Source organism: Steroidobacter sp., from assembly GCF_036406195.1.
Lineage (GTDB): Bacteria > Pseudomonadota > Gammaproteobacteria > Steroidobacterales > Steroidobacteraceae > Steroidobacter.
In genome coordinates this window covers 452564-479078 of record NZ_DASWVW010000061.1, presented here as the reverse complement: position 1 = coordinate 479078, position 26515 = coordinate 452564, and the positions used below count along the sequence as shown (strand labels likewise).

Here is a 26515-nt window from a genome sequence, read left to right as displayed (position 1 = left end):
CCGTGGAGGAGTGACATGAACTGCGGTGATCACCGACGCGTCGTCGGAGCCGGGGATTGAGGCGAAGTCATGCGGCGCCGGGACAGATGGCTGATGGGTGTCGTGCTGCTGGTTCTCGTCGCCGTTGCGATTCGCGCCGCGCTGCCGACACTGGTCCGCGACTACGTCAATGACAAGCTGCAGGCGTTGGAAGGCTACGACGGCTACATCGATGACATCGATCTAGCGCTGATTCGCGGCGCGTACGGCATCGACGGCATTCGCATCGTCAAGACGGGGTCGGGCGAGCCCGTGCCGTTCTTCAGCAGCAAGCGCGTCGACTTCTCCGTCGAGTGGCGCAGCCTGATGCGAGGCTCGCTGGTCGCCGAAGGCCAATTTGACAGTCCCAATCTCAACTTCGTCCAGGCCGAGAACGAGCAGCAGTCGCAGACCGGCGAGGGCGTGAACTGGGCGCAATGGCTCGGGGAGCTGTTCCCATTCCGCTTCAATACGGTCCGTGTCTACAACGGCACCATCACGTTTCGTGCTCCGGGCATCCGCACCGCGGACGCCATCAAGGCCACGCAGGTTCGCGGTCAGGTCACCAATCTCACCAATGTCGTCGACAGCGGTAAGGAAACATTTGCCGACTTTCGGGCCGAGGCCGCAGTGCTGGATGGCGGCTCGGCCAACGTGAGTGGCAGCGTCAATCCCATGGGCGAACAGCCGACGTTCGATGTGAACATGCAGTTGCGCGACGTCAAACTGCCGCAGGTGAATCCCTGGCTGCGTCAGTACATCAAGGCCGATGCCGAAGCCGGCGATTTCGAGCTGTACCTGGAGATCGCGGCCGCCGATGGCAAGTTCAAAGGTTACGCCAAGCCGGTGCTCCGCAACGTCGACATCTACAGCAGCGAGGAGCCCGAGGAGAATGTCCTGAAGCGCCTCTGGGAAGGGTTGGTGGATTTCGCCGCCAACGTGCTCGAGAACGACCGGAAGGAGCAGGTGGCCGCGCGCATTCCGTTCACCGGCACGATCGAAGATCCCAAGACGAGCATTCTCGAAACCATCGTCAGCGTGCTTCGCAATGCGTTCGTCAGTGCCTTCGCACGCTCGTTGGAGGGAAGCATTTCAGTACGTGACGTGCGTGAGAATCTGGAGGGGATTGGCGAGCCGTCGGCGGACGACAAGAAACGTTCCAAGACGAACAAAGACGGCAAGGCCGGCGACGAAGACAGGAGCACTTCGAAGGGACCCAGCTTCGGACCGAAACGAGCTCAGTAGACTCGTCAGCGCGGCAATAGATTGCGCCATGCGTCTCGGTAGGCAGGCAGGGACTTGATCGTCACGGGTGTCGTGGCTGCCACGCTCTCAGAGGACGCATCTTGAAAGCCCGCGAGATAACAGGCGGCTCGCGCGTTGCCGGAAGTGCCTGAACTCAGCAGAACCGCGCGGTCGGGCAGGCAAGTCGCGAGCACCGAGCCGAACAGAGGATTCGTCGCGAGTGGTCCGTCGATGAGCACATCGCCGCGCGCGCCCAACGTCTCGATCAGCAATTCGCACATGAGCGCGACGTACAGCGTCGCCATGCTGGCGCGCTCCGAACCAGATAGCCCCTCGGCGTTGATCAATCGTCCTTCGCGGCCGGCGAACGGTCCGCCGCTCGCAAACGTCGGCAATGCCATCGCGTGACGCTCAATGACGTTGACTAATGCCGGCAAATTTGGCCGCGTGTCGGTGCCAGCGATAGCCTCGTACTCGCGGCCGCCCATGAATCTTGCCGTTGCGACCGGCGCTCCGAAGGCGTCGACGCTCGCAAGCATGTCGCGATCTTCGCGAAGCCTCGCAAGATCCGCGCGATTCGCCATGACCACGGTCCACGTGCCGCTGGAAATGACGGTGAACGGCTGCTCTGGCTCGCGGCCGATCAAGAACTTCAAATACGACGCGTTGGAATCGTGAATGCCGCAGGCGACCTGGCAGGCGGGGTCCAGTCCTGTGGCGGTGGCAATCTCAGACGAGATCGGTCCAAGCAGGTCGCTTGCGAGCTTTCTCATAGGAAACAATTCTTTCCAGCCGCGCGCCTCGACCAACGAGGAAAACCTGTTTTCACCGGGCCGCCACAAGTCCGAATGACAGCCCAGCGAGGTGACTTCCGTAGCCATCACACCGGACAGTCGCCACGCCCAATACTGCGGATACAGCAATGCGTTCGTTGTTCGCGAGAACAGTTGCGTTTGCGTTTCTTGCAAGAAGAACAGTTGTCGCCCCAGATTCAGTCCCAAGGGCAGATCGGGAGAATACGTGTCCTTGTAAGCATCCCGCTGCGCGCGATAGGCGACGCTCACTTGCTCGAAACAGGAATCTTCGTAGTCGGGAGCCGTGATTACCTGGCCATTACGATCGATCAGCACTGCCGCTGCACCATGCGCTACAGGCGCGATGACGCGGATGCGTTCTCTATGGGGCGCGTCTCGTAGCGCCTCCAGCAACCATTGATCGATCGCGGCGACATCGAGCTCGCGTGTCACCGCTCCCTGAATCACTGCGTTCGCACGCCGGCTACCACGAACTTCGGCACCCGACGTCGGATCGACGACCGAGAGCCTGGCGTGCGTCTTACCGATATCGATCAGGGCGACCAGCGAGCGTGACATCTGAGCGAGGGAATTGAGTCAAGACCAACGGCGCACCGGCCGTCCCCACCAGCGTTCCGCCAGCACGGGAACCGCCACGACCGTGATGAGCAACGCGCCCACGATAATGGACATCACTATGCCCGGCACATTCAACAGTCCCAGTCCGAAGTTCACCAGGCCGAGCACCACCGCCGCCAGCAGCACGCCGGGGATGGTGCCCTTGCCGCCCCACACCGATACGCCGCCGAGAATGACCATGCTGATGATCTCCAGCTCCCAGCCCTGCGCAATCGATGGACGAGTCGAGCCCAGCCGGGAAGTCAGCAGCACTGCAGCCAGCCCGCTGCACAAGCCCGTTACGGCGAACAGCAGGAAACGATAGTGATCCACGGACACGCCGGACCAGCGCGCGGCAATCGGATTCGCACCGATCGCGTAGATCGTTCTTCCCCACCGTGTCAGGTGCAGGAAGATCCCAAGGACGATCGCGAGCACGATCACGAAGCTCAACTCGATGGACAACGCACCCACTGCATAGCCTTGCCCGAATACGGAGAACGACGACGGATAATCCTTCAACACGCGATCTCCGAGCACCGCGTATGCCAAGCCGCGAAACAGCGTCATCGTGCCGATGGTCGCGACGATCGAGGGCACGCGCCCCAAGGTTACGAGCACACCGTTGATCATGCCGGCCGCGAGCCCCGTGCTCAGACCAATGGCCACGAGACCGGAGGTATCGACTCCGGCGGCAGCGGCCAGTCCCATGGCGACAGAGGCCAGGGCGATGATGGCCGCGACTGAAATATCGATCTCGCCGGCAATGATGAGCAGTGCCAGCGGCAGTGCGATCACCGCACGCTCGGTGAAGTTGAAGGTCGCGTCAGAGAGCGTCCAGACATCCAGGAAATATGGCGACAGGCTGGTGAAACCGATGAGCTCGATGATGAGCACCAGGACGAGCATCGATTCCCAGCGCATCAACCCCTTGAATCGTTGCGTGCTCATGCCGGTTGAGTCTCCAGGATTGCGCGTTTGTCCTCGCGTCGACGCGCACTGAGCACGGCAGCGACTACGATCACCAGGCCGTTGATGCCCATCTGCCAGAACGGTGAGACGCCGATCAACGGCAAGGCATTTCTGATGATCCCAATGAACAGGCTGCCCAGCACCACACCGGTGACTGTCCCGATGCCTCCAGCGATCGCGACACCTCCGATCAAGCACGCAGCGATGACTTGCAATTCGAAGCCGAGTGCGATGTCTGTGTATGCCACCGCGAAGCGTGCCACCCACAAGTATCCGCAGAGCCCCGCAATCGCGCCGCAGATGGTGTATGAGATGCATTGCATGCGGCCAGGATCGATGCCGGTGTAAGCGGCGGCTGCGGGGTTTCCGCCGGCCGCATACAGGTCACGACCCAACACTGTGTAGCGCATCAACACAGCGGCGCCTGCGGTGGCAACGATCGCCAGCCATGACAGCACCGTCAACCCGAGCAGCTCATACCGCACGAAACCTAGGAAGGCAGGTGACATCTGGTTGTCGTTCACCCAGGTGCCGCCTGACATCAAATAAATGAGCCCTCGATACACCGACATGGTGCCGAGCGTGACGACGATGGGCGGCAATTTCAGGCGCCACACCAACAGACCATTGACGGCACCGAGAAGCGTACCGCTTACCATGGCAATGAGAAGCACCGGCACCACGCCCGCGTCTGGATAGTTCCTATTGAACAGTGCGACCACCATTCCAGACAGCGCGACGTTGGCCGCGATGGACAGGTCGATGCCGCGGGTGAGGATGACGAGCATCTGCCCAAGCGCCAGCATGATCAGAATGGCGCTGTCATCCAGAACTTCAGCGAGATTGCCCGGCGTGGCGAACTGCGGAAAACCTGCGGCGACCGAGCCCAGCAGCAATATGACAATGATGCCGAGAGCCAGATCGCGTCGCGCGGTGGAAGTTTGCAGCATATGCATCATGCGTCGGTGGCGGCTTGCACGACGGTTTCCGCCGTTGCCTCGTTTCGATTCAGTAGTGCGCGCACGCGGCCGCGGCGCATCACGAGGATGCGATCGGACATCCCGAGAATCTCGGGCAGTTCCGAAGAGATCATGACGACGGCGTTGCCTCGCTGCGCAAAGGCGCTCGTGACCGCATGCACGGCGGACTTGGCGCCCACATCGATACCTTTCGTAGGCTCGTCAAGAATCAGTACGCGCGGCGCGCGAGCCAGCCATTTCGCGATCACCACCTTCTGCTGATTCCCGCCCGAGAGATCGCCGACGTTCTGCTCGGGCCCGGTCGCTTTGATGCCGAGCGCGGAGATCCAATGATTCGCCAGCTCCGACTCGCGTTGCCGGCTGCACAGGCCGCGCGGCGCGAGCGTGCTCAAATTGGTGAGCGCCAGGTTCGAGGCGATGGAGAAGGCCAGGATCGCACCCTGTCGCTGTCGGTCCTCGGGTACGTATGCCAGACCATGGCGAACGGCGTCCGCCGGGCTGTCGATAGTCACCGGCTTGCCGCCGATGTGAATCGAGCCCGCATCCGGTGCCGTGAGGCCGAACAAACATTGAGCCAGCTCCGTGCGGCCAGCTCCGACCAGGCCATAGATGCCGAGCGTTTCGCCTTGCCGTACCGAGAAAGAAACATTGTCGAATTCGCGCGCCCGCGACAGGCCTTCCACGCGCAGCAGTTCCTCGCCCAAGGTCGTTTCCAGCTTGGGAAATAGCTGGTCGACCGATCGGCCGACCATCAAGCGGATCAGCTGCTCGCTGCCTGTGCCGGCGATCATTCCGCTGCCCACCGCAGCGCCGTCGCGAAATACGGCATAGCGGTCGGCAAGCGCGAAGATTTCTTCGAACTTGTGACTGATGAACAGCAGCGCGCAGCCCGCGTCGCGTAGCCGCCGAGCGATTCGAAACAGGTCGTCTGCCTCACGATGAGACAGTGCCGCTGTCGGTTCATCCAAGATCAATACCCGCGCCTCGCTCGTCAATGCGCGAGCGATCTGCACGATGTGCTTCTGTGCGACGCTGAGCTGACCTGCGGGCGTGTCCGGTGAGAATGAAACATCCAGTTGCCGCAGGATCTCGGCCGCGCGCTTGCGCATCTCGCTCCAGGCGATAAAGCGGTTTTTGCGAGGGCGCGCGCTCACAAAGATGTTCTCGGCTACGGTCAAATTGTCGAACACCACGCATTCTTGATGAACGACATTGATGCCAAGCTGCCTCGCGTGCTCGGGATCACGCACGCGAATCGCGCGGCCATCGAGCAGTACTTCACCGCCGTCAGGCTGATGAATGCCGCAAAGGATCTTGACCAAGGTCGACTTGCCGGCGCCGTTCTCGCCGATCAGCGCCGTCACCTGGCCAGGATACAAAGCAAGATTGGCGTCGCGCAGCGCCTGCGCGCCGCCGAAAGACTTCTTGACCTGCGCCAGCGTCAGGATGGGCTGCGCGGGCGCCTGCTCGATTGCTGCTGCCATGTCAGAAGATCGAGGCGAACTGCTCGACGTTGCTCTCGTCGTAAATGAAAGGTTTGGCCATCGCGCCGACGCCGTCCGCGTCGAACGTCACGGTGCCGATGCGTTCGAGCGAAAGCCCGCTGTCGGGGGTCTCGCCACGAGCCAAATGTGCCGCCACTTGCGTGGCGGCGTAGCCGAGATCGATTGGATTCCAGATCGCGAACTTCGGCACGACGCCTTTGCGCACGTAGCCGACCAGCTCCGAGGGCAGTCCCAGACCCGTCACTTTCACCTTGCCGGCGAGGCCCTGATCTTCGATGGCTTTGGCCGCGGCAACGATGCCGACCGAGCTCAAGGACACGATCACCGCCAGATCCGGATGCTGTTTCACCAGCGCGACGGTCTCGCGATAGGACTTGTCCGCGACATCGTCTCCGTACACGACGCTGACGAGCTCCAGCCCCGGATGCTGCGGCAAGGTCTGCTGCATATTGGCGAGCCAGGAATTCTGATTGGTCGAGGTAGGTGTAGCAGACACCACCGCGACCTTGCCCTTGCCTTCGGGCGCCAGCTCGGCCGCGAGTTGCGCAACGGTCTGGCCGATCAGCTCGTCTGAAGAAGGCGCCAGATGTACCGCGCGCCCCGCTTTGGCCACGGCCGAATCATAGGAAATGACCTTGATGCCTCGTTGCATCGCGCGTTGCAGTGTCGGCACGACCGCATCGGGATCGTTGGCGGAAATGGCAATGGCATCGACGCGCTGAGCGATCAGCGCATTCAATGTTTCTATTTGTCCTTCGGCCGTGGGTGTAGTCGGACCCGTGAAAATGATCTCGGCGCCGAGCGTGCCGGCCGCTTCATCCGCGCCCTTGTGGACGGCGTCGAAAAAGCCGTTGCCCAGGCTCTTGGCCACGATGCCGATCCGAAGTTTGCCGCCATCGCCCGGTCCCTGCGAGCGCTCACCGCAGCCCGAGATCACGACGGCGGCCAGCGCGGCCGCAGCCACGAGCATTGCTCTTCTACGCATTCCCATCCCCCTGCATTCAGACGGCCGTCAGCGCGGCCGCCGTAATCCCGACTCGACTCAGGCGAGCTTCTGCAACCCGTCCTGCTCGCTCACCGTGGCGACGATCACCTTGATGCCGGCCGCCTTGAAAACATCCAACTCTTCGGGCTTCGCGCCATCGTCGGTGACCAGGGTGGAAATGCGCTCCAGGCCGGTCACGATCATCGCGGACTTCTGCCGCAGCTTGCTGCTGTCGGCCATCACGATCACATCCTCGGTGCGCTTCAGCAGCTTGGTCTGCGCCTGCACGATCAACGGATCGGCCTCCATGAGGCCGAAGCGGTTCAGGCCATAGCAGCCGGTGAACAGCTTGTTGCCCCAGAAGTTCTCGATGGTGTCGTTGTCGAACGGGCTCAGCACGATGTTCTGTTCGCGAAAGATGGTGCCGCCCGGCAGCGTGATGCGATTGCGGCTGGTGGCGAGCAGCTTGGCCGCGATCGGAAACGAATTGGTGAGGATGTCCAGATCGTGGTCGGCGAGAAATTCCACCAGCGCGAACGTGGTGGTGCCGCCATTGATGATGATGCTTTCGCCCGGCGCGATCAGCTCGGCGGCGGCCCGCGCGATGGCGCGCTTCTGCGGCACGCTGATGTCCTGACTCAGCGAAAACGGCATGCCCACCAGGTGAGGCTGATGGCGTGGCCGCACCGCCTCGGCGCCGCCTCGAATGCGTTTGATTTCGCCGCGCTCGGCCAGCGTGTTGATGTCGCGCCGAATGGTGGCCTCGGACGCGCCCAACAACTCCAGCAGATCGCCGACGCTGACGATGGAGCGTTCTTCGACCAGCTTGAGAATCAGGCTATGGCGCTCGCGTTCCAGCATGACAGTTACCTCGCGCATCGCTCGTCGGGCCGTTACCAGGATCGGTCACGGGGCCTGATCGATTATGCTTGTATCTGATTGTATATGATCGATTCGTATGGTAAACAGGCATTTCACGCCCCGGGAGCGACCCCGGCGGGCGATCTTTGACGGTTTTTTAACGCTCGGAACGGATCCGGGGCGGTGGGGGAGATTAGATGAGCGTGGTTCAGCCGGCGCAAGCCGAGTCGTCTTCGTTGCTGCTCGAGAACCGCTGGGACGATGCGGCCGCGGCAACCCTGACTCCCGCCGAGCTGCTGCTATACCGGTCCAACCTGCTGGGCTCCGACCAGCGCATCACCAATTTCGGCGGCGGCAACACCTCCGCCAAGCTCACCGAAAAAGACCCAGTCACCGGCCAGGACGTGCAGGTGCTGTGGGTAAAGGGTTCGGGCGGCGACCTCGGCACCCTGAAGCTCGATGGCTTTGCCACCTTGTACATGGACAAGTTCCTGTCGCTGCAGCCGTTCTACAGAGGTCCGGATAGCGACAGCGTGCTGGTGCCGCTGTACTCACACTGCACTTTCAATCTGAATCCTCGGGCCGCGAGTATCGACACGCCGCTGCATGGTCTAGTCGATCGCGCACACGTCGATCACATGCATCCCGATGCACTGATCGCGATAGCCGCCGCTGCTGACAGCAAGGCGCTGACCCGGGAAATTTATGGCGAGGAAGTAGGCTGGTTGCCGTGGATTCGGCCCGGATACGAGTTGGGCCTCGCGCTCCGCAAATTCACTCGTGAGAATCCCAAGGCGCGCGGTGTGGTGCTCGAAGCGCATGGGGTGTTCACGTGGGCGGACACGGCCAAGGCGTGTTACGAGAACACGCTCGACGTGATCAATCGCGCGACGTTATGGCTCGCCGAGAAGAGCCGCGGCAAGCAGCCGTTCGGTGCAAGCAAAGTTCAACCCTTGCCGCTCGAGAAACGCCGCGAGGTGGCGGCAGCCATCATGCCGCGCATTCGCGGCTTGATCTCTGCAACGACACGCAAGGTCGGTCATTTCGACGATAGCGCTGCGGTGCTGGAATTCGTCGGTAGCGAAAAGCTGCAGGCGTTGGCCGATCTTGGCACCTCCTGCCCCGATCACTTCCTGCGCACCAAGATCTGGCCGCTGGTGCTGCCGTTCGATGCCGCCAATGAATCGATCGAGCAGCTGGCTCGCCGTATCCAGCCAGCCATCGAACAATATCGCGAGCGCTATGCGGCTTATTACGAGCGTTGCAAACGGCCCGGCTCACCGAAGATGCGCGATCCCAACGCCGTCGTGTATCTGGTGCCCGGCGTGGGCATGATCACATTCGCCGCGGACAAAGCCACGGCGCGCATTGCCGGCGAGTTCTATATCAATGCGATCAATGTCATGCGGGGCGCCGCTGCCGTATCGACCTATCGCGGCCTGCCGGAGCAGGAAGCTTTCGATATCGAATACTGGGACCTGGAAGAGGCCAAGCTGCAACGCATGCCCAAGCCGAAGCCCCTGGCGGGCCGGGTCGCGTTGATCACCGGCGGCGCGGGCGGCATCGGCCTCGCGACGGCGCGACGCTTGATGGACGAGGGTGCGTGCGTCCTGCTTTGTGATATCGATCGTGACGCGCTTCATGAAGCCGAGGCCGGGCTGAAGAAACAATATGGCTGCGATGTCGTCTCCAGCTGCTGGGTGGACGTCACCAGCGAAGAGGCTGTCGTCGCCGGCTTCCGCGACAGCGCCTGGACATTTGGCGGCCTCGACATCTGTATTTCCAATGCCGGGATCGCGTCCGCATCGCCGGTGGATCAGACCAGTCTGGCAACCTGGCAAAAGAACATGGATATCCTGTCGACCGGCTACTTTCTGGTGGCGCGGCAGGCGTTCCAGTTGCTGAAGTCGCAGGGCATCGGCGGCTCCCTCGTATTCATCGGCTCGAAGAATGCGCTGGCGGCTTCGCCGGGCGCGGCAGCGTATTGCACGGCCAAGGCGGCGGAGCTTCATCTTGCTCGCTGCCTGGCGTTGGAAGGGGCGCCGGCAGGTATTCGCGTCAATGTCGTGAACCCTGATGCAGTGCTGCGTGGCTCGCGCATCTGGCAAGGTGAGTGGGCGCAGCAGCGTGCCGAGCAGTACAAGACCAGCACCGACGAGCTCGAGGCCATCTACCGCGAGCGCAGCTTGCTGAAGCGCAGCGTGTATCCTGAAGATGTGGCCGAGGCGGTCGCGTTTTTCGCATCCGAGCGCGCGGCGAAGTCGACTGGCAATATCATCAACGTCGACGCAGGTAACGCTGCCGCGTTCACGCGGTAACAGTATGAAGGGGCATCATGGCTGGCAACTTCAGCGATCCGCGCGCTCGTTCTTTCATCGCCGACTGCAATAAACCGCTGCAGCGGGATCTCGATGCCGACTACGCGGCGCTAGGTGCGATCCTGCAGCGTCGAGGTATCGATATCGATGCGGTCACGGCCAAGGTTGCGGGCTTCGGCGTGGCGATTCCTTCCTGGGGTGTTGGCACGGGAGGCACGCGCTTCGCTCGCTTTCCCGGCCAGGGCGAACCACGCAATGTGTTCGAAAAGCTCGAGGACTGCGGTGTCATTCACAGCCTGACCGGCGCTACTCCGACCGTCTCGCTGCATCTTCCCTGGGATTACACCGACGACCTGCCGGCGCTGCGGCAGCGGGCCAGCGCGCTTGGACTTGGCTTCGACGCCGTCAACTCGAACACCTTCCAGGATCGTCCCGGCCAGAAGCTCTCTTACAAGTACGGCAGCCTGACGCACACCGATGCCGCGGTCCGCGCCCAGGCCATCGAGCACAACATCGATTGCATCCGCATCGGCGAGTTGCTCGGCTCGAAGGCGCTCACGGTTTGGATCGGCGACGGTGCCAACTTTCCTGGCCAGCAACATCTGGCTCGGGCGTTCGAGCGTTATCTCGAATCGACCGTGCGGATCTACGCGGCCTTGCCGGCGGACTGGCGCATGCTCATCGAGCACAAGATGTACGAGCCCGCGTTCTACGCCACGGTGATCCAGGATTGGGGTACCTCGCTGCTGGCCGCGCAAACACTCGGTCCCAAGGCGTTCTGTTTGGTGGACCTCGGTCATCACGCACCGAATGTGAACATCGAAATGATCGTTGCGCGGCTGGTGCATGCGTGCAAGCTCGGCGGCTTTCATTTCAACGATTCGAAATATGGCGACGACGATCTCGACACGGGCTGCATCGATCCGTACCGGCTGTTCCTGATCTTCAATGAGCTGGTCGATGCACAGTGGCGCCAGGTGCCGGAATTTCAGCCGGCGCACATGCTCGATCAGTCCCACAACGTCACCGATCCCATCGAGAGCTTGATGACCAGCGCCATCGAGCTGCAGCGGGCCTATGCGCAGGCGCTACTGGTCGATCGGCAACTGCTCGCCGGCTATCAAGAGCGAAACGATGCATTGATGGCAGCGCAAACGTTGAAGCGCGCATTCACTACCGACGTGCAGCCCATTCTCGCCCGGGCCCGGCTGAGCAACGGCGCGGCCATCGATCCCATAGGCGCCTATCGCCGCAGCAACTATCGCACTGATTGCGCTAACAAACGTCCTGCGACACGGAATTTTGCTGGCGGCATTGTCTAGCGTTGGCGAGAGGTAACGAGGCTTCTCCGTCCCGGGCGCTGCCAGTCGCGGGAGCGTCGGCTATATACTGCCGCCGCTTTGCCGGCTGCCGTGGACCGAAGCTTGCGAACCGTTGTCGTCACCCGCTATGTCACGCCCCTGCGCGAGGGCGGTTCAGTACCCGCCATCGTTGAAGCCGATGACGAGGGCATGTATGTCATCAAGTTTCGCGGTGCCGGTCAGGGACCGAAGGCGCTGATCGCCGAGCTGGTGGCCGGCGAGCTCGGTCGCGCCGCCGGCTTGCCGGTGCCGGAGATCGTTCTGATCGAGCTGGACCCGGACCTGGCTCGCACCGAGCCCGATGTCGAGATCCAGGAATTGATTCGCGCCAGCGCCGGCCTCAACGTCGCGCTGGACTATTTGCCCGGTGCGATCACGTTCGATCCGATCGCGTTCCAGCCCGATGCGGCGCTGGCCTCGCAGATCGTCTGGTTCGATGCGTTCGTCACCAATGTCGATCGCACGGCGCGCAACACCAACATGCTGGTCTGGCATCGGCAGTTGCGGCTCATCGATCATGGCGCGTCCTTGTACTTTCATCATTCGTGGACGCAGTACCTGGAGCGCAGCCGCGATGCCTTTCCCATGATTCGCGACCATGTGCTGCTGCCTTTCGCCGCAGCGCTGGATGAAGCGCACGAGGCCATGCTGGCGCGTATTACGCCCGCAGTGGTCGGTGATATCGTGGCTTTGATCCCGGATGCGCTGTTACGTGGAGACGCTACTTTCTCCAGTGCGGCGGAGTATCGAAGCGCTTACTGCGAGTATTTGCTGCGCCGGCTGCAGGCACCCCATCTATTTTTCGACGAGGTGAAGCGTGCGCGCTCCGTGCTCGTATGACTACGCCATCATTCGCGTCGTCCCTCGGGTCGAGCGCGAGGAGTTCATCAACGTCGGCGTTATCGTGTCCTGTCCGGCGCTGGAGTACCTTGCGGCTCGCATCGAGTTGGACGAGGGACGGTTGCGCGCGCTCGCGCCGGATATCGATCTCGACCTTGTGCGTGAGAACCTGGCCAGCATTCCGGCCATCTGTGCCGGTTCGGGGCCGATTGGCCGGCTCACGCCGCGCGAGCGGTTTCATTGGCTGGTGGCGCCGCGCAGTACCATGATCCAGACCTCCTCGGTACACACCGGCCGCACCGACGAACCTTCTCGCGTGCTGGAGCAGTTACTGCAGAAGATGGTCCGCCGCTGAAGCCGCCGGGCTGTCATAAGCGGCCGCGAAATACACTGTTTCCAGCGGATTGGCCGCTGGATGTGTAAACTCGCGCGCCTTCCGTCAGTCCGCGCCCGCGAAATCCGAGGTTTCCTTGCCCGCTCCTTCCGAACAGACTCCGGGCGACAGCCCCGCTTTCAGTGATCTCGCCCTGGGCGATGCCGTGCTCGAGGCGTTGCGGGATGTGGGTTACGAGTCGCCCTCGCCGATCCAGGCCGCGACCATTCCGCATCTGCTGGCCGGCAGCGATGTGGTCGGCCAGGCACAGACTGGCACCGGCAAAACGGCGGCTTTCGCGCTGCCCATTCTGGCCAAGATCGACCTCAGCGAAGCCGTGCCTCAGGCATTGGTGCTCGTGCCGACGCGCGAGCTGGCAATCCAGGTGGCCGAAGCATTCCAGCGCTACGCGACATACTTGAAGGGATTTCACGTACTGCCGGTGTACGGCGGGCAGAGCTACACGCCGCAGTTGCATAGCCTGCGCCGAGGTGTGCACGTGGTCGTGGCCACACCGGGCCGCGCGATGGATCACATCAAGCGCGGCACGTTGGATCTGTCGTCATTGCGGCATCTCGTGCTCGATGAAGCCGACGAAATGCTGCGCATGGGATTCATCGACGATGTCGAATGGATTCTCGAGCAGATTCCGGCGCAACGGCAGATCGCGCTGTTCTCGGCCACCATGCCGCCGCAGGTGCGGCGTATCGCCCAACATCACCTCCGCAATCCGGCCGAGGTCACGATTCGCAGCAAGACGACCACGGCGAGCCAGATCCGGCAGCGCTATTGGATCGTCAGCGGCATGCACAAGCTCGATGCGCTGACGCGCATTCTCGAAGCCGAGCCGTTCGATGCCATGCTCGTTTTCGCGCGCACCAAGATCGCGACTGAAGAGTTGGCGGAGCGGCTGTCCGCTCGCGGCTTTGCGGTTGAAGCGTTGAATGGCGATATCGCGCAGGCGCAACGCGAGCGGACCATTGCCCGCTTGAAGTCGGGGCAGATCGATATCGTCGTCGCTACCGACGTTGCCGCTCGCGGCTTGGATGTGGAGCGGGTGAGCCATGTCGTGAACTACGACGTGCCTTACGATCCAGAGTCGTACGTTCATCGCATCGGCCGGACCGGCCGCGCGGGTCGCAGTGGCGAGGCGATCCTCTTCATCGCGCCTCGCGAAAGGAACATGCTGCGCATCATCGAGCGTGCCACTCGGCAACCGGTCGAGCAGATGCAGATGCCGACGATCGAGGATGTGAACGAGCGTCGGGTCGCCAGGTTCAACGAGAAGCTGACGGCGGCGATCGAGGCCAACGAGGGTCAGCGGTTCCTGCCGCTGATCGAGGCTTACGAGCGCGAGAACAACGTGTCGGCCGTCGAGATCGCGGCGGCGTTGGCCAGCATCGCTCAAGGCGCCACGCCGCTGCTGCTGGAGCCGCAGGCTCGATCTGGCGAACGAGAGCAGTCGGATTCACCCGCACCTCGCCGTGAGCGCGCTCCCCGTCCGGATCGAGCCGCACGCGATGAGAAATTCGCCAAGCGCGCGGCGCGCCTGGAGGCCGAACGCTCCGAACCAGCCACGCGACCGGAGCAAGCATGGCCCGAGCAGGAAGCTTCCGCACCGGCCGAACCCCGTGCGCTAAATCGCAAGGAGCGCCGGGCGCTGGAACGTGCCGAGCGCGAGCGGCAGGGGCTTCCGGCGCAGCGCGCGACCCAAAGTGACGGCGAGAAGGTCGAGATCGTGCGCCATGCCCAACCGAGCGAGGAAGCGCCGGCCCGAGGCCGGGCCAAGCGCCCATCGCGCGACGAGGCGCGAGCATCGGAACACCGCCCGTCGCGCGACTTTGGCGGCGAGAGGCCCCCTCGCGATCGTATGAGCCGCGATCGCATCGGCGACGACGAAGTCGAGACCTATCGCATCGAGGTGGGCGAGGTGCACGGCGTGAAGCCGGGCAACATCGTCGGCGCCATCGCCAATGAGGCCGGGCTCGAGGGCAGGCGCATCGGCCGCGTGCGGATTTTCGACGATCACAGTTTTGTCGACCTGCCCACCGGCATGCCGAAGGAGATCTTTCGCCAACTGCAGAAGGTGCGTGTCGCCGGTCAGCAGCTGCAGATCAGTCGGGCCCTGAAAACACATGTAGACAAGCTCCGACGCGAGCGGTCGGGGCCACCTAGACTACGTACTAAGGCCGGTGCCAGGGATGCCCGGTCCAAGCCGGGAAGCGCGCGCGAGACACGTCGGCGTCGCTGAAAACAGCGGCGTGAGCTTGCGCCGCCAACCTCTCGAATCAACGAAAAAGCCTGAAAATACAGGCTCAAACTCATCTTCCGGCGACGTGCTCGCCGCTCCCGAACGTAACCTGCTCCACAGCGCCTGCTCACAATCGACCGCGCCGGGGTTTTGTTTCTTCGCCGCCTCGCCGTCTGTAGACGGCGACGTTGCTGCCTTTCGACGACAGGATTGAGGATCCGCCGGGGGGCGCTATGCTCCATCCCGCGTCAAGACATTGGGTGCCGCTCCGATGGGTAAGGAGCCGCGAGAGCGTGAAACTGGCGCCCAAGGATCTCCACCAGTAACACTTCGGAGATCAACAACAGGGTTCGCAGGGAAAGCGAATACCGCAGCGGGTCGAGGATGTGATGAGCATTCGTCGTCTGACTGAAATCAGGTGAGAGCCAGGTCGGCTGCGCGCTCGTGCGCGCCTGACCGGCGATCGCCACCTCGAAAGGGCTTCTCGAGGCTCGCTACCGTCAAGGGCAAACCCGTCGAAAGTCGGGGACGCAAAGCAACCGGTCTTACGGGGCTCGCGCCTTGAAGACAGCGGGGCTGCCAAATTAGCGAGAGCAAAGTGCCGTCGAGGCACGGATGTTCTATGTGTGCGCGAGCACACCGGTGATTTGTCTGGTCGCCATGAGCGCGACCGCGTCTTGCCCTTGGAAATTCACGCCGCGCGCGCGAGCGCCGGAAGATGTATCAAGGGCTGTCAGATGCAGAAGGCGAATGTCGGGAAGTGGGCGCAGCGGAGCGGGCTGCTGGCGCTGATCATGGCAAGTGCGATGGCCGCGGGTTGCGGCGGCGGCGGTGGCGGTGGCGGCGGCGGTACCGCTTCGGCCAATGCAGCGGATGGCGCTGGTGGTTCCAGCGACAGCGGCAGCGGCAGTGGCACCGATAGCGGCAGCGGCACGGGCACAGGCAGCGGCACAGGCATCGGCAACACGGGTGGGAATTCGGCGCCGACGATTTCCGGTTCGCCGGTCACCCAAGCCAGCATCGGCGCGGTCTACTCGATGGCGCCGCAGGCCACCGATCCCGATGGCGACGCGCTGGCGTTCTCCATCCAGAACAAGCCCGAGTGGGCCGAATTCAACACGGCCACCGGCCAGCTCACCGGCACGCCGAGCACCGCCGGCACCACCAGCGATATCGTGATCACCGTGAGCGACGGCAAAGCCAGCGCTTCGCTGCAGGCGTTCTCGATCACGGTCGCATCGAGCCCGACCACGTCGAGCCCGACCACGTCGCCCTCGGCGACGCCGTCCGGCCCGAACGTCGCATTGTCCTGGGAGGTTCCGACCCGCACGGTCACCGGCGAAACACTGCAGAACCTCGCCGGCTATCGCATTCACTTCGGCACCAACGAGAATGCGCTGGTGAATTCGATCGAAGTGCAGAGCGCGGGTCAGAACAGCTTCACGGTTGAGAACCTGCCGAAAGGCACCTATTTCTTCGCTGTTCGCGCGTACACCGCGACTGGCGAAGAGAGCAAGCTGTCGAACGTCATTTCGCGCACGATCAGTTGATCGGGCCGATTGGCAGGCCGATCAAGCGTGCAACGCATGCAGTAGAGCCAGCAGCACTGGCGTCGTCAGCGACGCCAGTGCTGTCGACAGCACCAGGCTGCCGGCGATGGTGCTTTGAAGCGTGTTGAACTGCGCGGCCAGGCCATGATGTAGACGTTGATGCCGACTGCGAGCGATGCCAACAACACCACCACGCTCGTTTCCAGCGGCGGCAGACCCAACAGCACCGCCAGTCCCCAGACCACCAGCGGCTGCACGATCAGCTTGATGGCGCAGATCGCCAGGGTTTGATCCAGCCCCTGGCGAAGGCTGTACTCGGCGAGCCCCATGCCGAGCACCAGCAGCGCGAGCGGCGCGGCGAGCTTGCCGATGCCCGCGAGCGTGACTTCGACCCAGTCATACAGTTGCACGCCGGACCAGCCCACCAGCGAGCCGCTGATGATGGCGAGGATCAGTGGATTCTTGAGCACGCTGAGTGTCGTCTTGCCGAAGCCTTGCACGGTGAACGCGCCGTTACGGGCCCATTCGACCGAGAGAGTCACCAGGGTCCACAAGGTCAGCGAGTTGAACACCAGCACCAGCGCCACCGACGGCAGCGCCTGCTCGCCCAGCGTGAGCTTCGCGAGCGGCACGCCGAGCAGCACGTTGTTGGAGAAGATTCCCGCCAGCGCGAACACTGACTGAGCGGTACCGTCGAGATGAAACAGGCGCGCCGAGACCACGCGCCCGACCAGAAACACGATGAAGCAGCCGCCGAAGAACGCGATCAGCAGGCGCATGTCCACCGGCGGCAAGCGCGACAGTCCGGTCATCATATGAAACAGCAGCGCTGGCAGCGCCACTGTGAACACCAGCCTGGAGCCCAGCTCGGTCCACTCCCGCCGCCAGCGCCACTTCGCAATCGCAAATCCGGCAAAGACGATGACGAATAGTGGCGCGGACAGCCGGAAGAACTGCCAGAAGGCACGCATTCAGTTGGCCGAGGCTCCCGCGATGTAACGATCGACTTCGCGGCTCAGCAGTTCGAGAGGCGCGGTGCCGGTGCGCAGCACGACGTTGTGGAATTCTTGAGGAGAAAAATCATCTCCAAGCGCCGCGCGAGCGCGATCGCGCAGCTCGGTGATCCGGATCGCGCCGATCATGTAGGAGCAGGCCTGGCCGGGGTACACAACGTAGCGTTCGACCTCGCTGGGCTCGAGGCCGTAGTCGATGGCCTGTTGGCGCGTCCACTTCCTGGCATGCAGCCCGGTGTCCACGACCAGCCGGCGGGCGCGGAACAATTGCGCATCCAACATGCCGAGCAGCCCTTCCTGGTCGCCCTTGTACCAGCCGTTCTCGGCCACGAGCCGTTCGGCGTACAGCGCCCAACCTTCCGACATCGCGGAGATTCCGCCCAGCACGCGTGCCTGCCGGAACTTGGGCAGGTCGGCATTTTCCTGCTCGATGGCGATCTGGAAGTGATGGCCCGGCACCGTCTCGTGATACACCAGCGTGCGCAGGCCGTACTTGGTCATGCGTTGTGGCCGCAGCGGCATCTGGAAGATTGCCGAGCGGGAGCCGTCGAGCGGCGCTCGATTGTAGTTGGCCGCGGCGCTGGCCTCGCGAAAGCGCGGGAAGGGTTGCGCCACGACGGGTGATTTCGGCATCAGGTCGAACAGCGCCGGGCTGCGCTTGAGCGCGTCGGCGATCATGCCGTCGATGTCACGCATCATGGCGGTACGGCTCGCCTCCGACGTAGGGTCCGGATACGACAGGTCGGCGCGTAGCTTCCTGGCGCGCTCCGCGACGGTGCCTTCAGCGCGGCCGAGCTTGCGGAATATCTCGTCCATCTCTGCTTCGATGTGCGCCACCTGTTGCAGGCCGATCTCGTGGATCTCCTCGGCGGTCAGCTTCGTGGTGGTGAACCGGCCCAGCGCGTAGGCATAAGCGTCGGCACCTCCCGGGAACCGCCACAGTCCGGCGTCGTCGGTGGTGTCGGGCAGAATGCTTTCGAGCAGGTTGATGGCGCGATGCCAGGCCGGATACACCTGCTCGGACACGATACGAACCGCTTGCGCCTGCAATTCCGTGCGCTGCGCGGTGCCGAGCCCCTCGATGTTCTGAATGCGCTGGGCGAACGCCGTCACCAATGGATTCTGCGCCGGGGCCGCATCGGTGAACGTGCGCATTTGAGTGAGCGTCGTCTGCACGATGAAGCGGGGCGGCAGCATCTTCTTTGCCACCAGCCGACGAGCCTCGCTCACCGCTTCGTCCATGCGCATGCCGATCTGCTTCATGCGGGTCACGTAGTTCGAGGCGTCAGCCGGCTTCGCCAAGGGATGGCGCAGGGTCAATGTTTCCACCAGCCCGACATTGGCGCCGTTGAATTGATCCAGCGGGAAGTCGTAGTCGAGGAACGCTTCGCCGGCGACGATGCTCTCCAGCTGCCATTGCATGAGCTCGGCCGAGATGCGCTGCGAGTCGTTCATCTTGCTGCGATCGAACTTCTGCAGCTCGGCCAGGCCGCGCCTGGCTCGCTTGATCCGTTCCAGGGCATGCGCGCGAGTGCGCGGAGTGAGTTGCTGCTCGAGCTGGTGCTGTTCCTCGCCGGTGAAGTAACGCGTGCTGGTGGCCAGGTCGGGATCGGCTCGCACCCAGTCATCGGTGAAGCGGGCGAAAAACGCGTCCACTCCTGAACGGCTGGCGGCCGGGTTGGCCTGCGCCAGTGCCAGGCATGGCAACAGCAGCGTGTACGCCAGCACCACGAGCAGCTTGGTTCTCTGCATTTCTTGCTCCTCTTCTGTCAGGCGGAGGTCGAGTGTTGACCGGCAGGTCGGCGGAGCGCCACACCCGGAAAAACGGCGGCCACGATGCCACAATGGGCCGGGCTTGTCACAACAGCGCAGCTTGATTCGTCTCAGCCGGGCTCATGGTTCTGAAGCCTGCTGTGCTCCGAACGATCATGAATGCAACTGCCACCGCCGCCACCGCTTTCGCCGCCGAGCGACCCCGCCCATTGGGTTGGTTTGATTCCGGATATGCAGCACGGGCATAGTCGCGGCCACTCGCATAAGGAATTGGCCGTGATCAGAGCGCCCCGCGTCGTTGTCCTTGCTGTCCTGGCTTTGAGCTTTGCTTCGCTGCCGGCGGGTGCGGCTGGCCACACCATGGCTGATGTGCTGGCGGCGTCCAAGCCGTCCGACTGGCGGCCGCTCGATCCGAGCAACACGTTGTATATGGACTTGCCCAACGGCCGCGTGGTCATCGAGCTTCAGCCCGACTTCGCGCCCAAACATGCAGCCAACCTGCGGGCGTTGGCGCGAGCCAGCTATTTCGATGGCCTGGCAATCACGCGATCGCAGGATAACTATGTCGTGCAATGGGGCGATGCGAATGCGAACAAGCCTTTGGGAGAGGCGAAGCGATCGCTGCCACCGGAGTTCACGCGTTCAGCAGTTGGGCTGGATTTCACGCCGCTGCCCGATCCAGACACGTATGCGCCACAGACTGGCTTCGTCAACGGGTTCCCCGCCGCGCGTGAGTCAGCCCAAGGCTCGGCGTGGCTGGTCCATTGCTACGGCATGGTCGGAGCAGGGCGCGACAACGATGTGAATAGTGGCAGCGGCGCTGAGTTGTACGTCGCCATCGGCAACGCGCCTCGCAACCTCGATCGAAACATCACACTGGTCGGCCGCGTGGTTCAAGGCATGGATATTCTTTCCACCCTGCCTCGCGGCCGCGGCACGATGGGTTTCTACGAGCAGCCCGAGGAGCGCACGCCGATCACTCAAATCCGCCTGGCCGCCGACGTACCTGCGGCAGAGCGCGCCAACCTCGAAGTCCTGCGCACCGATACGCAAACCTTCACCGACCTGGTCGAATCACGCCGCAACCGCCAGGACGAATGGTACAAAGTCCCCGCCGGTCGCATCGACGTTTGCAACGTACCGTTGCCGGTGAGGAAGGTGCAATAGCCCGGATTTGGCGGAGCTTTGTCGTCGGGCCAAATCCGAGGCTCTTGTTTCGTGCCGCGCGAAGCGCGGCACAAAACAAAAAAAGAGAAATTTCTTGGCCGAGCGGCGCGCGCTAGCGCGCCGACGAGGCACCCTCAGCCCTTGGCCAACTTCCGATCATCCAAATCCAACGACCGCCCGATGATCTCCCTCATGATTTCATTGCTTCCCGCAAAAACCCGACTGATGCGGGCATTGGTATAAAGCCGCGACACCGCATACTCATCCATATACCCCGCACCCCCGTGCAACTGTACGCACTCGTCCACCACTCGCCCTTCCAGCTCCGACGTAAGCATCTTCGCCTCCGCAGCCGTGACACTATCCAGCTGCCCCGCGTTGTGCTCCATCACGCACTGATCGACGAAACATTGCATGGCATCGATCTGCGCCCGCATCTCCGCCAACTTGAACCTCGAGTTCTGGAACGTCCCGACCGGCTGTCCGAACGCCTTGCGATCCTTCACGTACTCCAGCGTGAGCTCGAACGCCGTCTGCGCCGCGGCCAGCGAGCCCACCGACGCGATCAATCTTTCTTCCGAAAGAAGCGTCGTCAGGTAGTAAAAGCCCTTGCCGGGCTCGCCGAGTACATTTTCCTTCGGCACTTTCACGTCGTTGAAGAACAGCTCGGAGGTGTCCTGCGCCTTCAGGCCCATCTTGGCCAGATTGCGCCCACGGCGGAACCCTTCCATGCCGCGCTCCACGATGAACAGTCCCAGCCCATGCTTGCGCGTCGGGTCGGTGCGCGCGGCGACGATGAATACATCGCCGATCTGGCCGTTGGAGATATACGTCTTGGAGCCATTCAACAACCAATGGTCGCCGCGATCCTCGGCGCGGGTTTTCATGCCCGCCAGATCGCTGCCCGCGCCGGGCTCGGTCATGGCGATACCCAGGATGGATTCGCCGCTAATGCACTTCGGCAGCAGCCGGGCTTTCTGCTCCGGCGTACCGAGGTGACCGATGTACGGCGCGACCAGCCGCGAATGCAGCATCATGAAAAAGCCGGCTTCACCCCAGCGAACGTTCTCCTCGATCAGGATCTGCTCGTAACGAAAGTCGGAGACGCCGGCGCCGCCGTACTCCGGATCTGCCCACATGAGCAGAAAGCCCTGCTCGCCGGCTTTCAGATACGCTTCACGATCCACCGAGCCTTGCTCGCGCCAGCGTTCGCCGTGCGGGCCGATCTCTTTCTGGAAGAAGCGCCGCGCCGACTCGCGGAATTGTTCGTGCTCGGTTTCAAAGATGGTTCTGCGCATGGGTGTTCTTGTCGAAGAAGTGAAGGTTAGCGGGGCGCCATGCGGATGGCGCCGTCGAGGCGCACCGACTCGCCATTGAAATAGCTGTTGCGGCACATCTCGAGCGCCAGCGAGGCGTATTCCTCCGGCTGGCCCATGCGCCTCGGAAACGGCACCGAAGCAGCCAGCGCGGCGCGCACGTTCTCGGGCGCGCTGTGCATCAGTGGTGTGTCGAAGATGCCCGGCAGAATCGTGTTGACGCGAATGCCGTCATTCATCAGGTCGCGCGCGATAGGCAACGTCATGCCCACCACGCCGGCTTTCGATGCCGAATACGACGCCTGGCCAATCTGGCCATCCTGTGCCGCCACGGACGCGGTATTGATAATGACACCGCGCTCGCCCTGCGCATCCAGCGGGTCGAGCGACAGCATGCCGGCCGCCGATTTGGCGATACAACGGAACGTGCCGACCAGATTGATCTGGATGATCTTGTCGAAGGCATCCAGCGGAAAATGTTTGATCGCGCCGGTGGCCTTGTCGCGGCTGGCCGTCTTGATCGGCAGACCGGTGCCGGCGCAGTTGATCAGGATGCGCTCCTGGCCGATGGCGGCGCGTGACTTGGCGAATCCGGCATCGACATCCGCGTCCGAAGTCACATTGACCTTGCAGAACACGCCGCCGATTTCCTTGGCGAGGGCCTCGCCCTTGTCCGAGTTCATGTCGAAGATCGCGACCTTGACGCCGAGCGCTGCCAACGCGCGCGCGGTTGCCGCACCTAGACCAGAAGCGCCGCCGGTAACGACGGCGGAAATGGAGGAATCGAGTTTCATAGACACCTTGCTGGACAGGCCCCGCCTGGGTGCGCGGGGGCTATATATATGAAAAGAGTTACAGCCGCTCGATGATGGTCACGTTTGCCATGCCGCCGCCTTCGCACATGGTCTGCAAGCCGTAACGCTTGTTGCGTTGCTTGAGCGCGTAGATCAGCGTGGTCATCAGCTTCGTGCCCGACGCGCCGAGCGGATGGCCGAGTGCGATCGCACCGCCGTTGACGTTGAGCCGTGCGGGATCGGCACCGGTTGCTTGCAGCCAGGCGAGCGGCACGGACGCGAACGCTTCGTTCACCTCGAACAGATCGATGTCATCGATCTTCATGCCTGTCTTCTTCAGCGCGCGCTCGGTCGCCGGCAGCGGCGCTTCGAGCATGATCACCGGGTCGTGACCCAACAGAGACATGTGATGAATGCGCGCCAGCGGTTGCACGCCGAGCGTCTTCAATCCCTTCTCGTTCACGATCAGCACGCCGGATGCGCCGTCGCAGATCTGGCTGGCGGTGGCCGCGGTGATACGGCCGCCTTCCTGCAGCAACTTTACGCCGCGAATGCCTTCGAGGGTGGCATCGAAGCGGATGCCTTCGTCGACCGTGTGCAGTTCCTTCTTGCCGTCGGGCAGCGTGACTTCGATCGGCACGATTTCCTGCTCGAAAGCATTGGCACGCGTCGCGGCGATGGCGCGCTGATGCGAGGCGAGAGCAAATTCGTCGAGCTGGTCCTTGGTCAGGTCATATTTCCTGGCGACCATTTCGGCGCCCATGAACTGACTGAACTCGATGCCCGGATAGCGACGCTTGAGGGCCTCGCCACTGGGAATGCCGAAACCGTTCTTGGCCGGCAAGGTGATGGACAGGCCCATGGGCACGCGGCTCATGCTTTCGACGCCAGCCGCGATCACGATGTCGTGCACGCCTGACATAACCGCTTGCGCGGCGAAGTGCACGGCCTGTTGCGACGATCCGCACTGACGGTCCACCGAAGTGGCCGGCACGCTTTCGGGCAGCTTGGAAGACAGCACGGCATTGCGCGCCACGTTCGAGGACTGCTCGCCGACCTGAGTGACGCAACCCATGATCACGTCTTCGATCAGTGCCGGATCGGCCTGTGCCCGCTCGACCAGTGCATTGAGGATTTGCCCGGCCAGGTCGGCCGGGTGCCAGCCGGACAGACGACCGGCCTTGCGACCTCCCGCCGTCCGGGCGGCCGCGACGATATACGCAGTGCTCATGACCCTTGAGAATCCTCTTGAGGGAGCGCGCCAGCGGCCCGCTCCAGTGACGCCGGGGGCGACATTGGACGCCATCCCGAACAATTAATCAATCAGTTAAAGAATAGCATCCGGCGGGTGTGCGGCGAGTGTTTCGGGCGGCGTTTGCGGTAGGATGTGCGCACTGCCTGACTGTCCGACCGAGTGCCCCCAGCGACCGATCTACAGCGATCCATCAGAAAGAAGATGTCCCGCGTTTCCGCCCGAGCCGATGCCAAAGCCAACGATCGTTCCCGCGCGCCGCGTCGCAAGGCCGGGCGCATCGCGCGCGGCGCCGTTCCCGAAGATTTCAACGCGCGCGACCGGTTGCTGGACACGGCCAGCCAGCTGATGAGTGACCGTCATGGCATCAATGTTTCCTTGAGCGAGATCGCCGCGCACTCGGGCCTGAACTCGGCGCTGGTGAAGTACTACTTCGGCAACAAGGAAGGGCTGATGGTGGCGCTGGTGGAGCGCGAGGCCGCGGTGGAGCTGCAACGGGTGCGCAACTTGCTGGAGGCGGACATGCCGCCGAGCGAGAAGTTGCGCCTGCATATCGCCGGCATCATCAATGGCTTCTATCGGCGGCCTTATCTGAATCGCCTGATGCATTCGCTGCTCGATCATCGCGAGGCCGAGACCAGCAGCGGCCGCCACATCGCACGCGTGTTCGTACGGCCGTTGATGGAGTTGCAGCAGCAATTGCTGGAGCAGGGCGTGCAGACTGGCGAATTCAAGCCGGTGGAGCCGGTGCTGTTCTATGTGAACCTGCTGGGTGCCTGCGATCACCTGTTCAATGCACGCTACGCGCTGCAGTCCATCGTCGGCGGTGCCGGAGTCACGGACGCGGTGCGCGAGCGGTACATCGCTCACGTTTACGACATCTTCATCAACGGGCTGCGCAACCCCATGCCGCCGGCTCCGAAAGCCGCCAGGCGTTCGGGCAAAGCCGGCCGCTGACTCCGGCACGCGGCTCCGGTCGCGTTGTAGTTGAGTGTGCCGAGGACCTTGGCCACACTGTCGGTCTCGCCCCCGAAGAGATCAACAATATGGCCGAGTCCGCCCTGCATTTCCGTCGTCCGCGCCGATGGGCGGTGCGCATCTTGATCGGTGTGCTGGTGCTGGGGCTGCTGCTGGGAGCGGCGTGGACCTGGTTCACCTTGAACTGGGCCTATTCGGAAGGAGAGCGCGCCGGCATCCTGCAAAAATTTTCCCGCCGGGGCTGGCTCTGCAAGACCTATGAAGGCGAACTGGCTCTGTACATCGTCGGCGGCGTGGCTCCGGAGATCTGGCATTTCAGCACTCGTGACGAACAGCTGGCCAAACAGCTGACGGCGAATGTCGGCCGGCAGATGCGCGTGCACTATTCGGAGCACCGCGGTGTTCCCACCAATTGTTTCGGCGAGACGCCGTACTTCGCCGACGGCTTCACCCTGGTCGAAGGCGAGTTGCGTTGAAGGAGAACGGTGATGACCACGCTCCATGATTTCTCGGCCAACAGTCTCGAGGGCAAACCGGTGGCGTTGCGGGACTATGCAGGCAAGGTGTTGCTGGTAGTCAATACCGCGAGCAAGTGTGGCTTCACGCCCCAGTACGAAGGGCTGGAAGCGCTGTACCAGAAGTATCGGGATCGCGGGCTGGAGGTGCTGGGCTTTCCATGCAATCAATTCGGCGCGCAGGAGCCGGGCACGGCCGCTGAGATCGGCGCGTTCTGCCAGAAGAACTATGGCGTGAGCTTCCCCATGTTCGAGAAGATCGACGTGAATGGCGCGACTGCGCATCCGCTGTATCAGTGGTTGAAGAGCAATGCCAGGGGCCTGCTCGGCAGCGAGGCCATCAAATGGAACTTCACCAAGTTCCTGGTCGATCGCTCTGGCAAGGTGGTCGACCGGTTCGCGCCCACCACCAAGCCAGAGGATCTTCAGACCAACGTCGAGGCGTTGCTATAGAGTTGCTATAGAGATGAGCTCGATGCTCAAAGCCGCGCCATGTTGGACGAGTGACTTGCCGTGCTCACCCTCGGGCGCGAGGGTGAGCAAGATAGACGCTTCACGCGCGAGTCAGTGGCGTAGCGTCGACTGCGAATGCAAGCCTCCGGGACGTGAAATGCCGCTCAGCGCCTCGCCGGCCTCGTCCTGGCTTTGGTCGTCCCGCGCCAGGTCGCCCAACGACAGGATGCCGACCAGCCGCTTGTCCCGATTCATCACCGGCAAGCGCCGCAGGCGCTGCTCGCCCATGTTGCGAGTCACTTCTTCGACGTCCTGGTCTTCGTAGCAATACCTGATCTCGCTGGTCATCACATCGCTCACGCGGGCATCGGCACCTTTGCCTTGGGCGATGGCACGCACGGCGATATCTCTATCGGTGATCATGCCCACCAGGCGGTCATTGTCCTGAACGGGCAGCGAGCCGATGTCCATCTGGGCCATCAATTGGGCGGCGTCGCGAATGGTCTGGTCGGGGCGGACCATGCAGACGTCTCGGGTCATGGCATCGCGAATTTTCATGGCGGTCTCCTCGAGAATGAAGGAG

The 26515-nt window shown here is 62.8% G+C and carries 22 protein-coding genes, 1 pseudogene and 1 riboswitch; of the genes and pseudogenes, 11 read left to right on the top strand and 12 right to left on the bottom strand.

Annotated elements, in window-relative coordinates; translation table 11 throughout:
• Positions 1 to 69: 69 nt before the first annotated feature.
• On the top strand, positions 70 to 1263 hold the full coding sequence (locus VGE08_RS25685; protein WP_331070790.1) for a DUF748 domain-containing protein: 1194 nt from the start codon (positions 70 to 72) through the stop codon (positions 1261 to 1263).
• 5 nt (positions 1264 to 1268) lie between these two features.
• On the opposite strand, the gene VGE08_RS25680 is transcribed toward VGE08_RS25685, so the two are convergent.
• Genes VGE08_RS25680 through VGE08_RS25655 form a run of 6 tightly spaced genes read right to left on the bottom strand, consistent with a single transcriptional unit; the run spans position 1269 to position 7978 of the window.
• Positions 1269 to 2636, bottom strand: a complete 1368-nt coding sequence (locus tag VGE08_RS25680) for a hypothetical protein (protein ID WP_331070789.1) — start codon at positions 2634 to 2636, stop codon at positions 1269 to 1271.
• Positions 2637 to 2654: 18 nt separating this feature from the next.
• On the bottom strand, positions 2655 to 3626 hold the full coding sequence (locus VGE08_RS25675; protein WP_331070788.1) for an ABC transporter permease: 972 nt from the start codon (positions 3624 to 3626) through the stop codon (positions 2655 to 2657).
• On the bottom strand, positions 3623 to 4597 hold the full coding sequence (locus VGE08_RS25670) for an ABC transporter permease (protein ID WP_331070787.1): 975 nt from the start codon (positions 4595 to 4597) through the stop codon (positions 3623 to 3625). Before VGE08_RS25670 ends, VGE08_RS25675 begins: the two co-directional genes overlap by 4 nt.
• 5 nt (positions 4598 to 4602) lie before the next feature.
• Positions 4603 to 6111, bottom strand: a complete 1509-nt coding sequence (locus VGE08_RS25665) for a sugar ABC transporter ATP-binding protein (protein WP_331070786.1) — start codon at positions 6109 to 6111, stop codon at positions 4603 to 4605.
• 1 nt (position 6112) lies between these two features.
• Positions 6113 to 7117, bottom strand: a complete 1005-nt coding sequence (gene rhaS / locus VGE08_RS25660) for a rhamnose ABC transporter substrate-binding protein (RefSeq protein ID WP_331070785.1) — start codon at positions 7115 to 7117, stop codon at positions 6113 to 6115.
• Between the two features lie 57 nt (positions 7118 to 7174).
• Complete coding sequence (locus VGE08_RS25655; RefSeq protein WP_349258804.1) at positions 7175 to 7978, bottom strand: DeoR/GlpR family DNA-binding transcription regulator; 804 nt, start codon at positions 7976 to 7978, stop codon at positions 7175 to 7177.
• Between the two features lie 197 nt (positions 7979 to 8175).
• Between VGE08_RS25655 and VGE08_RS25650 the strand changes: the two genes are divergently transcribed.
• The 6 genes from VGE08_RS25650 (at position 8176) to VGE08_RS25625 (ending at position 16671) form a co-directional block, all read left to right on the top strand.
• Positions 8176 to 10296 (top strand): bifunctional rhamnulose-1-phosphate aldolase/short-chain dehydrogenase, encoded by a 2121-nt coding sequence (locus tag VGE08_RS25650; RefSeq protein WP_331070783.1) that lies wholly within the window; start codon positions 8176 to 8178, stop codon positions 10294 to 10296.
• Between the two features lie 17 nt (positions 10297 to 10313).
• Positions 10314 to 11618 (top strand): L-rhamnose catabolism isomerase, encoded by a 1305-nt coding sequence (gene rhaI / locus VGE08_RS25645; RefSeq protein ID WP_331070782.1) that lies wholly within the window; start codon positions 10314 to 10316, stop codon positions 11616 to 11618.
• Positions 11619 to 11720: 102 nt separating this feature from the next.
• Positions 11721 to 12497 (top strand): HipA family kinase, encoded by a 777-nt coding sequence (locus tag VGE08_RS25640; RefSeq protein WP_331070781.1) that lies wholly within the window; start codon positions 11721 to 11723, stop codon positions 12495 to 12497.
• Positions 12475 to 12852: a DUF3037 domain-containing protein gene (locus VGE08_RS25635; protein ID WP_331070780.1), complete on the top strand. Its 378-nt coding sequence runs from the start codon at positions 12475 to 12477 to the stop codon at positions 12850 to 12852. The genes VGE08_RS25640 and VGE08_RS25635 overlap by 23 nt, the downstream gene beginning before the upstream one ends.
• Before the next feature lie 115 nt (positions 12853 to 12967).
• On the top strand, positions 12968 to 15121 hold the full coding sequence (locus VGE08_RS25630) for a DEAD/DEAH box helicase (protein WP_331070779.1): 2154 nt from the start codon (positions 12968 to 12970) through the stop codon (positions 15119 to 15121).
• Positions 15122 to 15616: 495 nt separating this feature from the next.
• A riboswitch (cyclic di-GMP riboswitch) is annotated at positions 15617 to 15705 on the top strand.
• Between the two features lie 153 nt (positions 15706 to 15858).
• Entirely contained in the window at positions 15859 to 16671 is an 813-nt protein-coding gene (locus tag VGE08_RS25625) for a hypothetical protein (RefSeq protein ID WP_331070778.1), read from the top strand.
• A 21-nt stretch (positions 16672 to 16692) separates the two neighbouring features.
• Here the strand turns inward: VGE08_RS25625 and VGE08_RS25620 are convergent.
• Both VGE08_RS25620 and VGE08_RS25615 read right to left on the bottom strand, forming a co-directional pair.
• A pseudogene (locus VGE08_RS25620) lies at positions 16693 to 17642 on the bottom strand (AEC family transporter).
• Positions 17643 to 19436 carry a DUF885 domain-containing protein gene (locus tag VGE08_RS25615; RefSeq protein WP_331070776.1) on the bottom strand — a complete coding sequence of 598 codons (1794 nt, stop codon included), beginning with the start codon at positions 19434 to 19436 and terminating at the stop codon, positions 17643 to 17645.
• Between the two features lie 252 nt (positions 19437 to 19688).
• Between VGE08_RS25615 and VGE08_RS25610 the strand changes: the two genes are divergently transcribed.
• Positions 19689 to 20624, top strand: coding sequence for a peptidylprolyl isomerase (locus VGE08_RS25610; RefSeq protein ID WP_414717535.1), 936 nt, complete (start codon positions 19689 to 19691; stop codon positions 20622 to 20624).
• A gap of 134 nt (positions 20625 to 20758) precedes the next feature.
• Here the strand turns inward: VGE08_RS25610 and VGE08_RS25605 are convergent, their stop codons facing one another.
• From VGE08_RS25605 to VGE08_RS25595, 3 genes are read right to left on the bottom strand one after another with little or no spacing between them, the layout of a single operon-like run.
• Positions 20759 to 21922 (bottom strand): acyl-CoA dehydrogenase family protein, encoded by a 1164-nt coding sequence (locus VGE08_RS25605; protein WP_331070774.1) that lies wholly within the window; start codon positions 21920 to 21922, stop codon positions 20759 to 20761.
• A gap of 26 nt (positions 21923 to 21948) precedes the next feature.
• A complete protein-coding gene (locus VGE08_RS25600; protein ID WP_331070773.1) occupies positions 21949 to 22734 on the bottom strand; it encodes an SDR family NAD(P)-dependent oxidoreductase in 786 nt (261 codons plus the stop codon).
• Positions 22735 to 22792: 58 nt separating this feature from the next.
• The gene (locus tag VGE08_RS25595; protein WP_331070772.1) at positions 22793 to 23965 is read right to left on the bottom strand and encodes an acetyl-CoA C-acetyltransferase; all 1173 of its coding nucleotides are present in this window, start codon (positions 23963 to 23965) and stop codon (positions 22793 to 22795) included.
• 225 nt (positions 23966 to 24190) lie between these two features.
• Between VGE08_RS25595 and VGE08_RS25590 the strand changes: the two genes are divergently transcribed.
• The 3 genes from VGE08_RS25590 to VGE08_RS25580 all read left to right on the top strand — a co-directional run bounded on the left by VGE08_RS25590 (position 24191) and on the right by VGE08_RS25580 (position 25932).
• Positions 24191 to 24943, top strand: coding sequence for a TetR family transcriptional regulator (locus VGE08_RS25590; protein WP_331070771.1), 753 nt, complete (start codon positions 24191 to 24193; stop codon positions 24941 to 24943).
• An 89-nt stretch (positions 24944 to 25032) separates the two neighbouring features.
• Positions 25033 to 25440, top strand: coding sequence for a hypothetical protein (locus tag VGE08_RS25585; protein ID WP_331070770.1), 408 nt, complete (start codon positions 25033 to 25035; stop codon positions 25438 to 25440).
• Between the two features lie 12 nt (positions 25441 to 25452).
• Positions 25453 to 25932, top strand: a complete 480-nt coding sequence (locus VGE08_RS25580) for a glutathione peroxidase (protein ID WP_331070769.1) — start codon at positions 25453 to 25455, stop codon at positions 25930 to 25932.
• A 111-nt stretch (positions 25933 to 26043) separates the two neighbouring features.
• Here the strand turns inward: VGE08_RS25580 and VGE08_RS25575 are convergent, their stop codons facing one another.
• Positions 26044 to 26490 (bottom strand): CBS domain-containing protein, encoded by a 447-nt coding sequence (locus VGE08_RS25575; RefSeq protein ID WP_331070768.1) that lies wholly within the window; start codon positions 26488 to 26490, stop codon positions 26044 to 26046.
• Positions 26491 to 26515: the final 25 nt, after the last annotated feature.

Bases quoted from the DNA above. Each gene is read 5' to 3' on its own strand.
- VGE08_RS25615 (WP_331070776.1), bottom strand. From the start codon at position 19,436: ATGCAGAGAACCAAGCTGCTCGTGGTGCTGGCGTACACGCTGCTGTTG.
- VGE08_RS25655 (WP_349258804.1), bottom strand. From the start codon at position 7,978: ATGCTGGAACGCGAGCGCCATAGCCTGATTCTCAAGCTGGTCGAAGAA.
- VGE08_RS25605 (WP_331070774.1), bottom strand. From the start codon at position 21,922: ATGCGCAGAACCATCTTTGAAACCGAGCACGAACAATTCCGCGAGTCG.
- VGE08_RS25650 (WP_331070783.1), top strand. From the start codon at position 8,176: ATGAGCGTGGTTCAGCCGGCGCAAGCCGAGTCGTCTTCGTTGCTGCTC.
- VGE08_RS25680 (WP_331070789.1), bottom strand. From the start codon at position 2,636: ATGTCACGCTCGCTGGTCGCCCTGATCGATATCGGTAAGACGCACGCC.
- VGE08_RS25595 (WP_331070772.1), bottom strand. From the start codon at position 23,965: ATGAGCACTGCGTATATCGTCGCGGCCGCCCGGACGGCGGGAGGTCGC.
- rhaI (WP_331070782.1), top strand. From the start codon at position 10,314: ATGGCTGGCAACTTCAGCGATCCGCGCGCTCGTTCTTTCATCGCCGAC.
- VGE08_RS25585 (WP_331070770.1), top strand. From the start codon at position 25,033: ATGGCCGAGTCCGCCCTGCATTTCCGTCGTCCGCGCCGATGGGCGGTG.
- VGE08_RS25610 (WP_414717535.1), top strand. From the start codon at position 19,689: ATGCAGCACGGGCATAGTCGCGGCCACTCGCATAAGGAATTGGCCGTG.
- VGE08_RS25665 (WP_331070786.1), bottom strand. From the start codon at position 6,111: ATGGCAGCAGCAATCGAGCAGGCGCCCGCGCAGCCCATCCTGACGCTG.
- VGE08_RS25625 (WP_331070778.1), top strand. From the start codon at position 15,859: ATGCAGAAGGCGAATGTCGGGAAGTGGGCGCAGCGGAGCGGGCTGCTG.
- VGE08_RS25685 (WP_331070790.1), top strand. From the start codon at position 70: ATGCGGCGCCGGGACAGATGGCTGATGGGTGTCGTGCTGCTGGTTCTC.
- VGE08_RS25580 (WP_331070769.1), top strand. From the start codon at position 25,453: ATGACCACGCTCCATGATTTCTCGGCCAACAGTCTCGAGGGCAAACCG.
- VGE08_RS25670 (WP_331070787.1), bottom strand. From the start codon at position 4,597: ATGCTGCAAACTTCCACCGCGCGACGCGATCTGGCTCTCGGCATCATT.
- rhaS (WP_331070785.1), bottom strand. From the start codon at position 7,117: ATGCGTAGAAGAGCAATGCTCGTGGCTGCGGCCGCGCTGGCCGCCGTC.
- VGE08_RS25590 (WP_331070771.1), top strand. From the start codon at position 24,191: ATGTCCCGCGTTTCCGCCCGAGCCGATGCCAAAGCCAACGATCGTTCC.
- VGE08_RS25675 (WP_331070788.1), bottom strand. From the start codon at position 3,626: ATGAGCACGCAACGATTCAAGGGGTTGATGCGCTGGGAATCGATGCTC.
- VGE08_RS25600 (WP_331070773.1), bottom strand. From the start codon at position 22,734: ATGAAACTCGATTCCTCCATTTCCGCCGTCGTTACCGGCGGCGCTTCT.
- VGE08_RS25575 (WP_331070768.1), bottom strand. From the start codon at position 26,490: ATGAAAATTCGCGATGCCATGACCCGAGACGTCTGCATGGTCCGCCCC.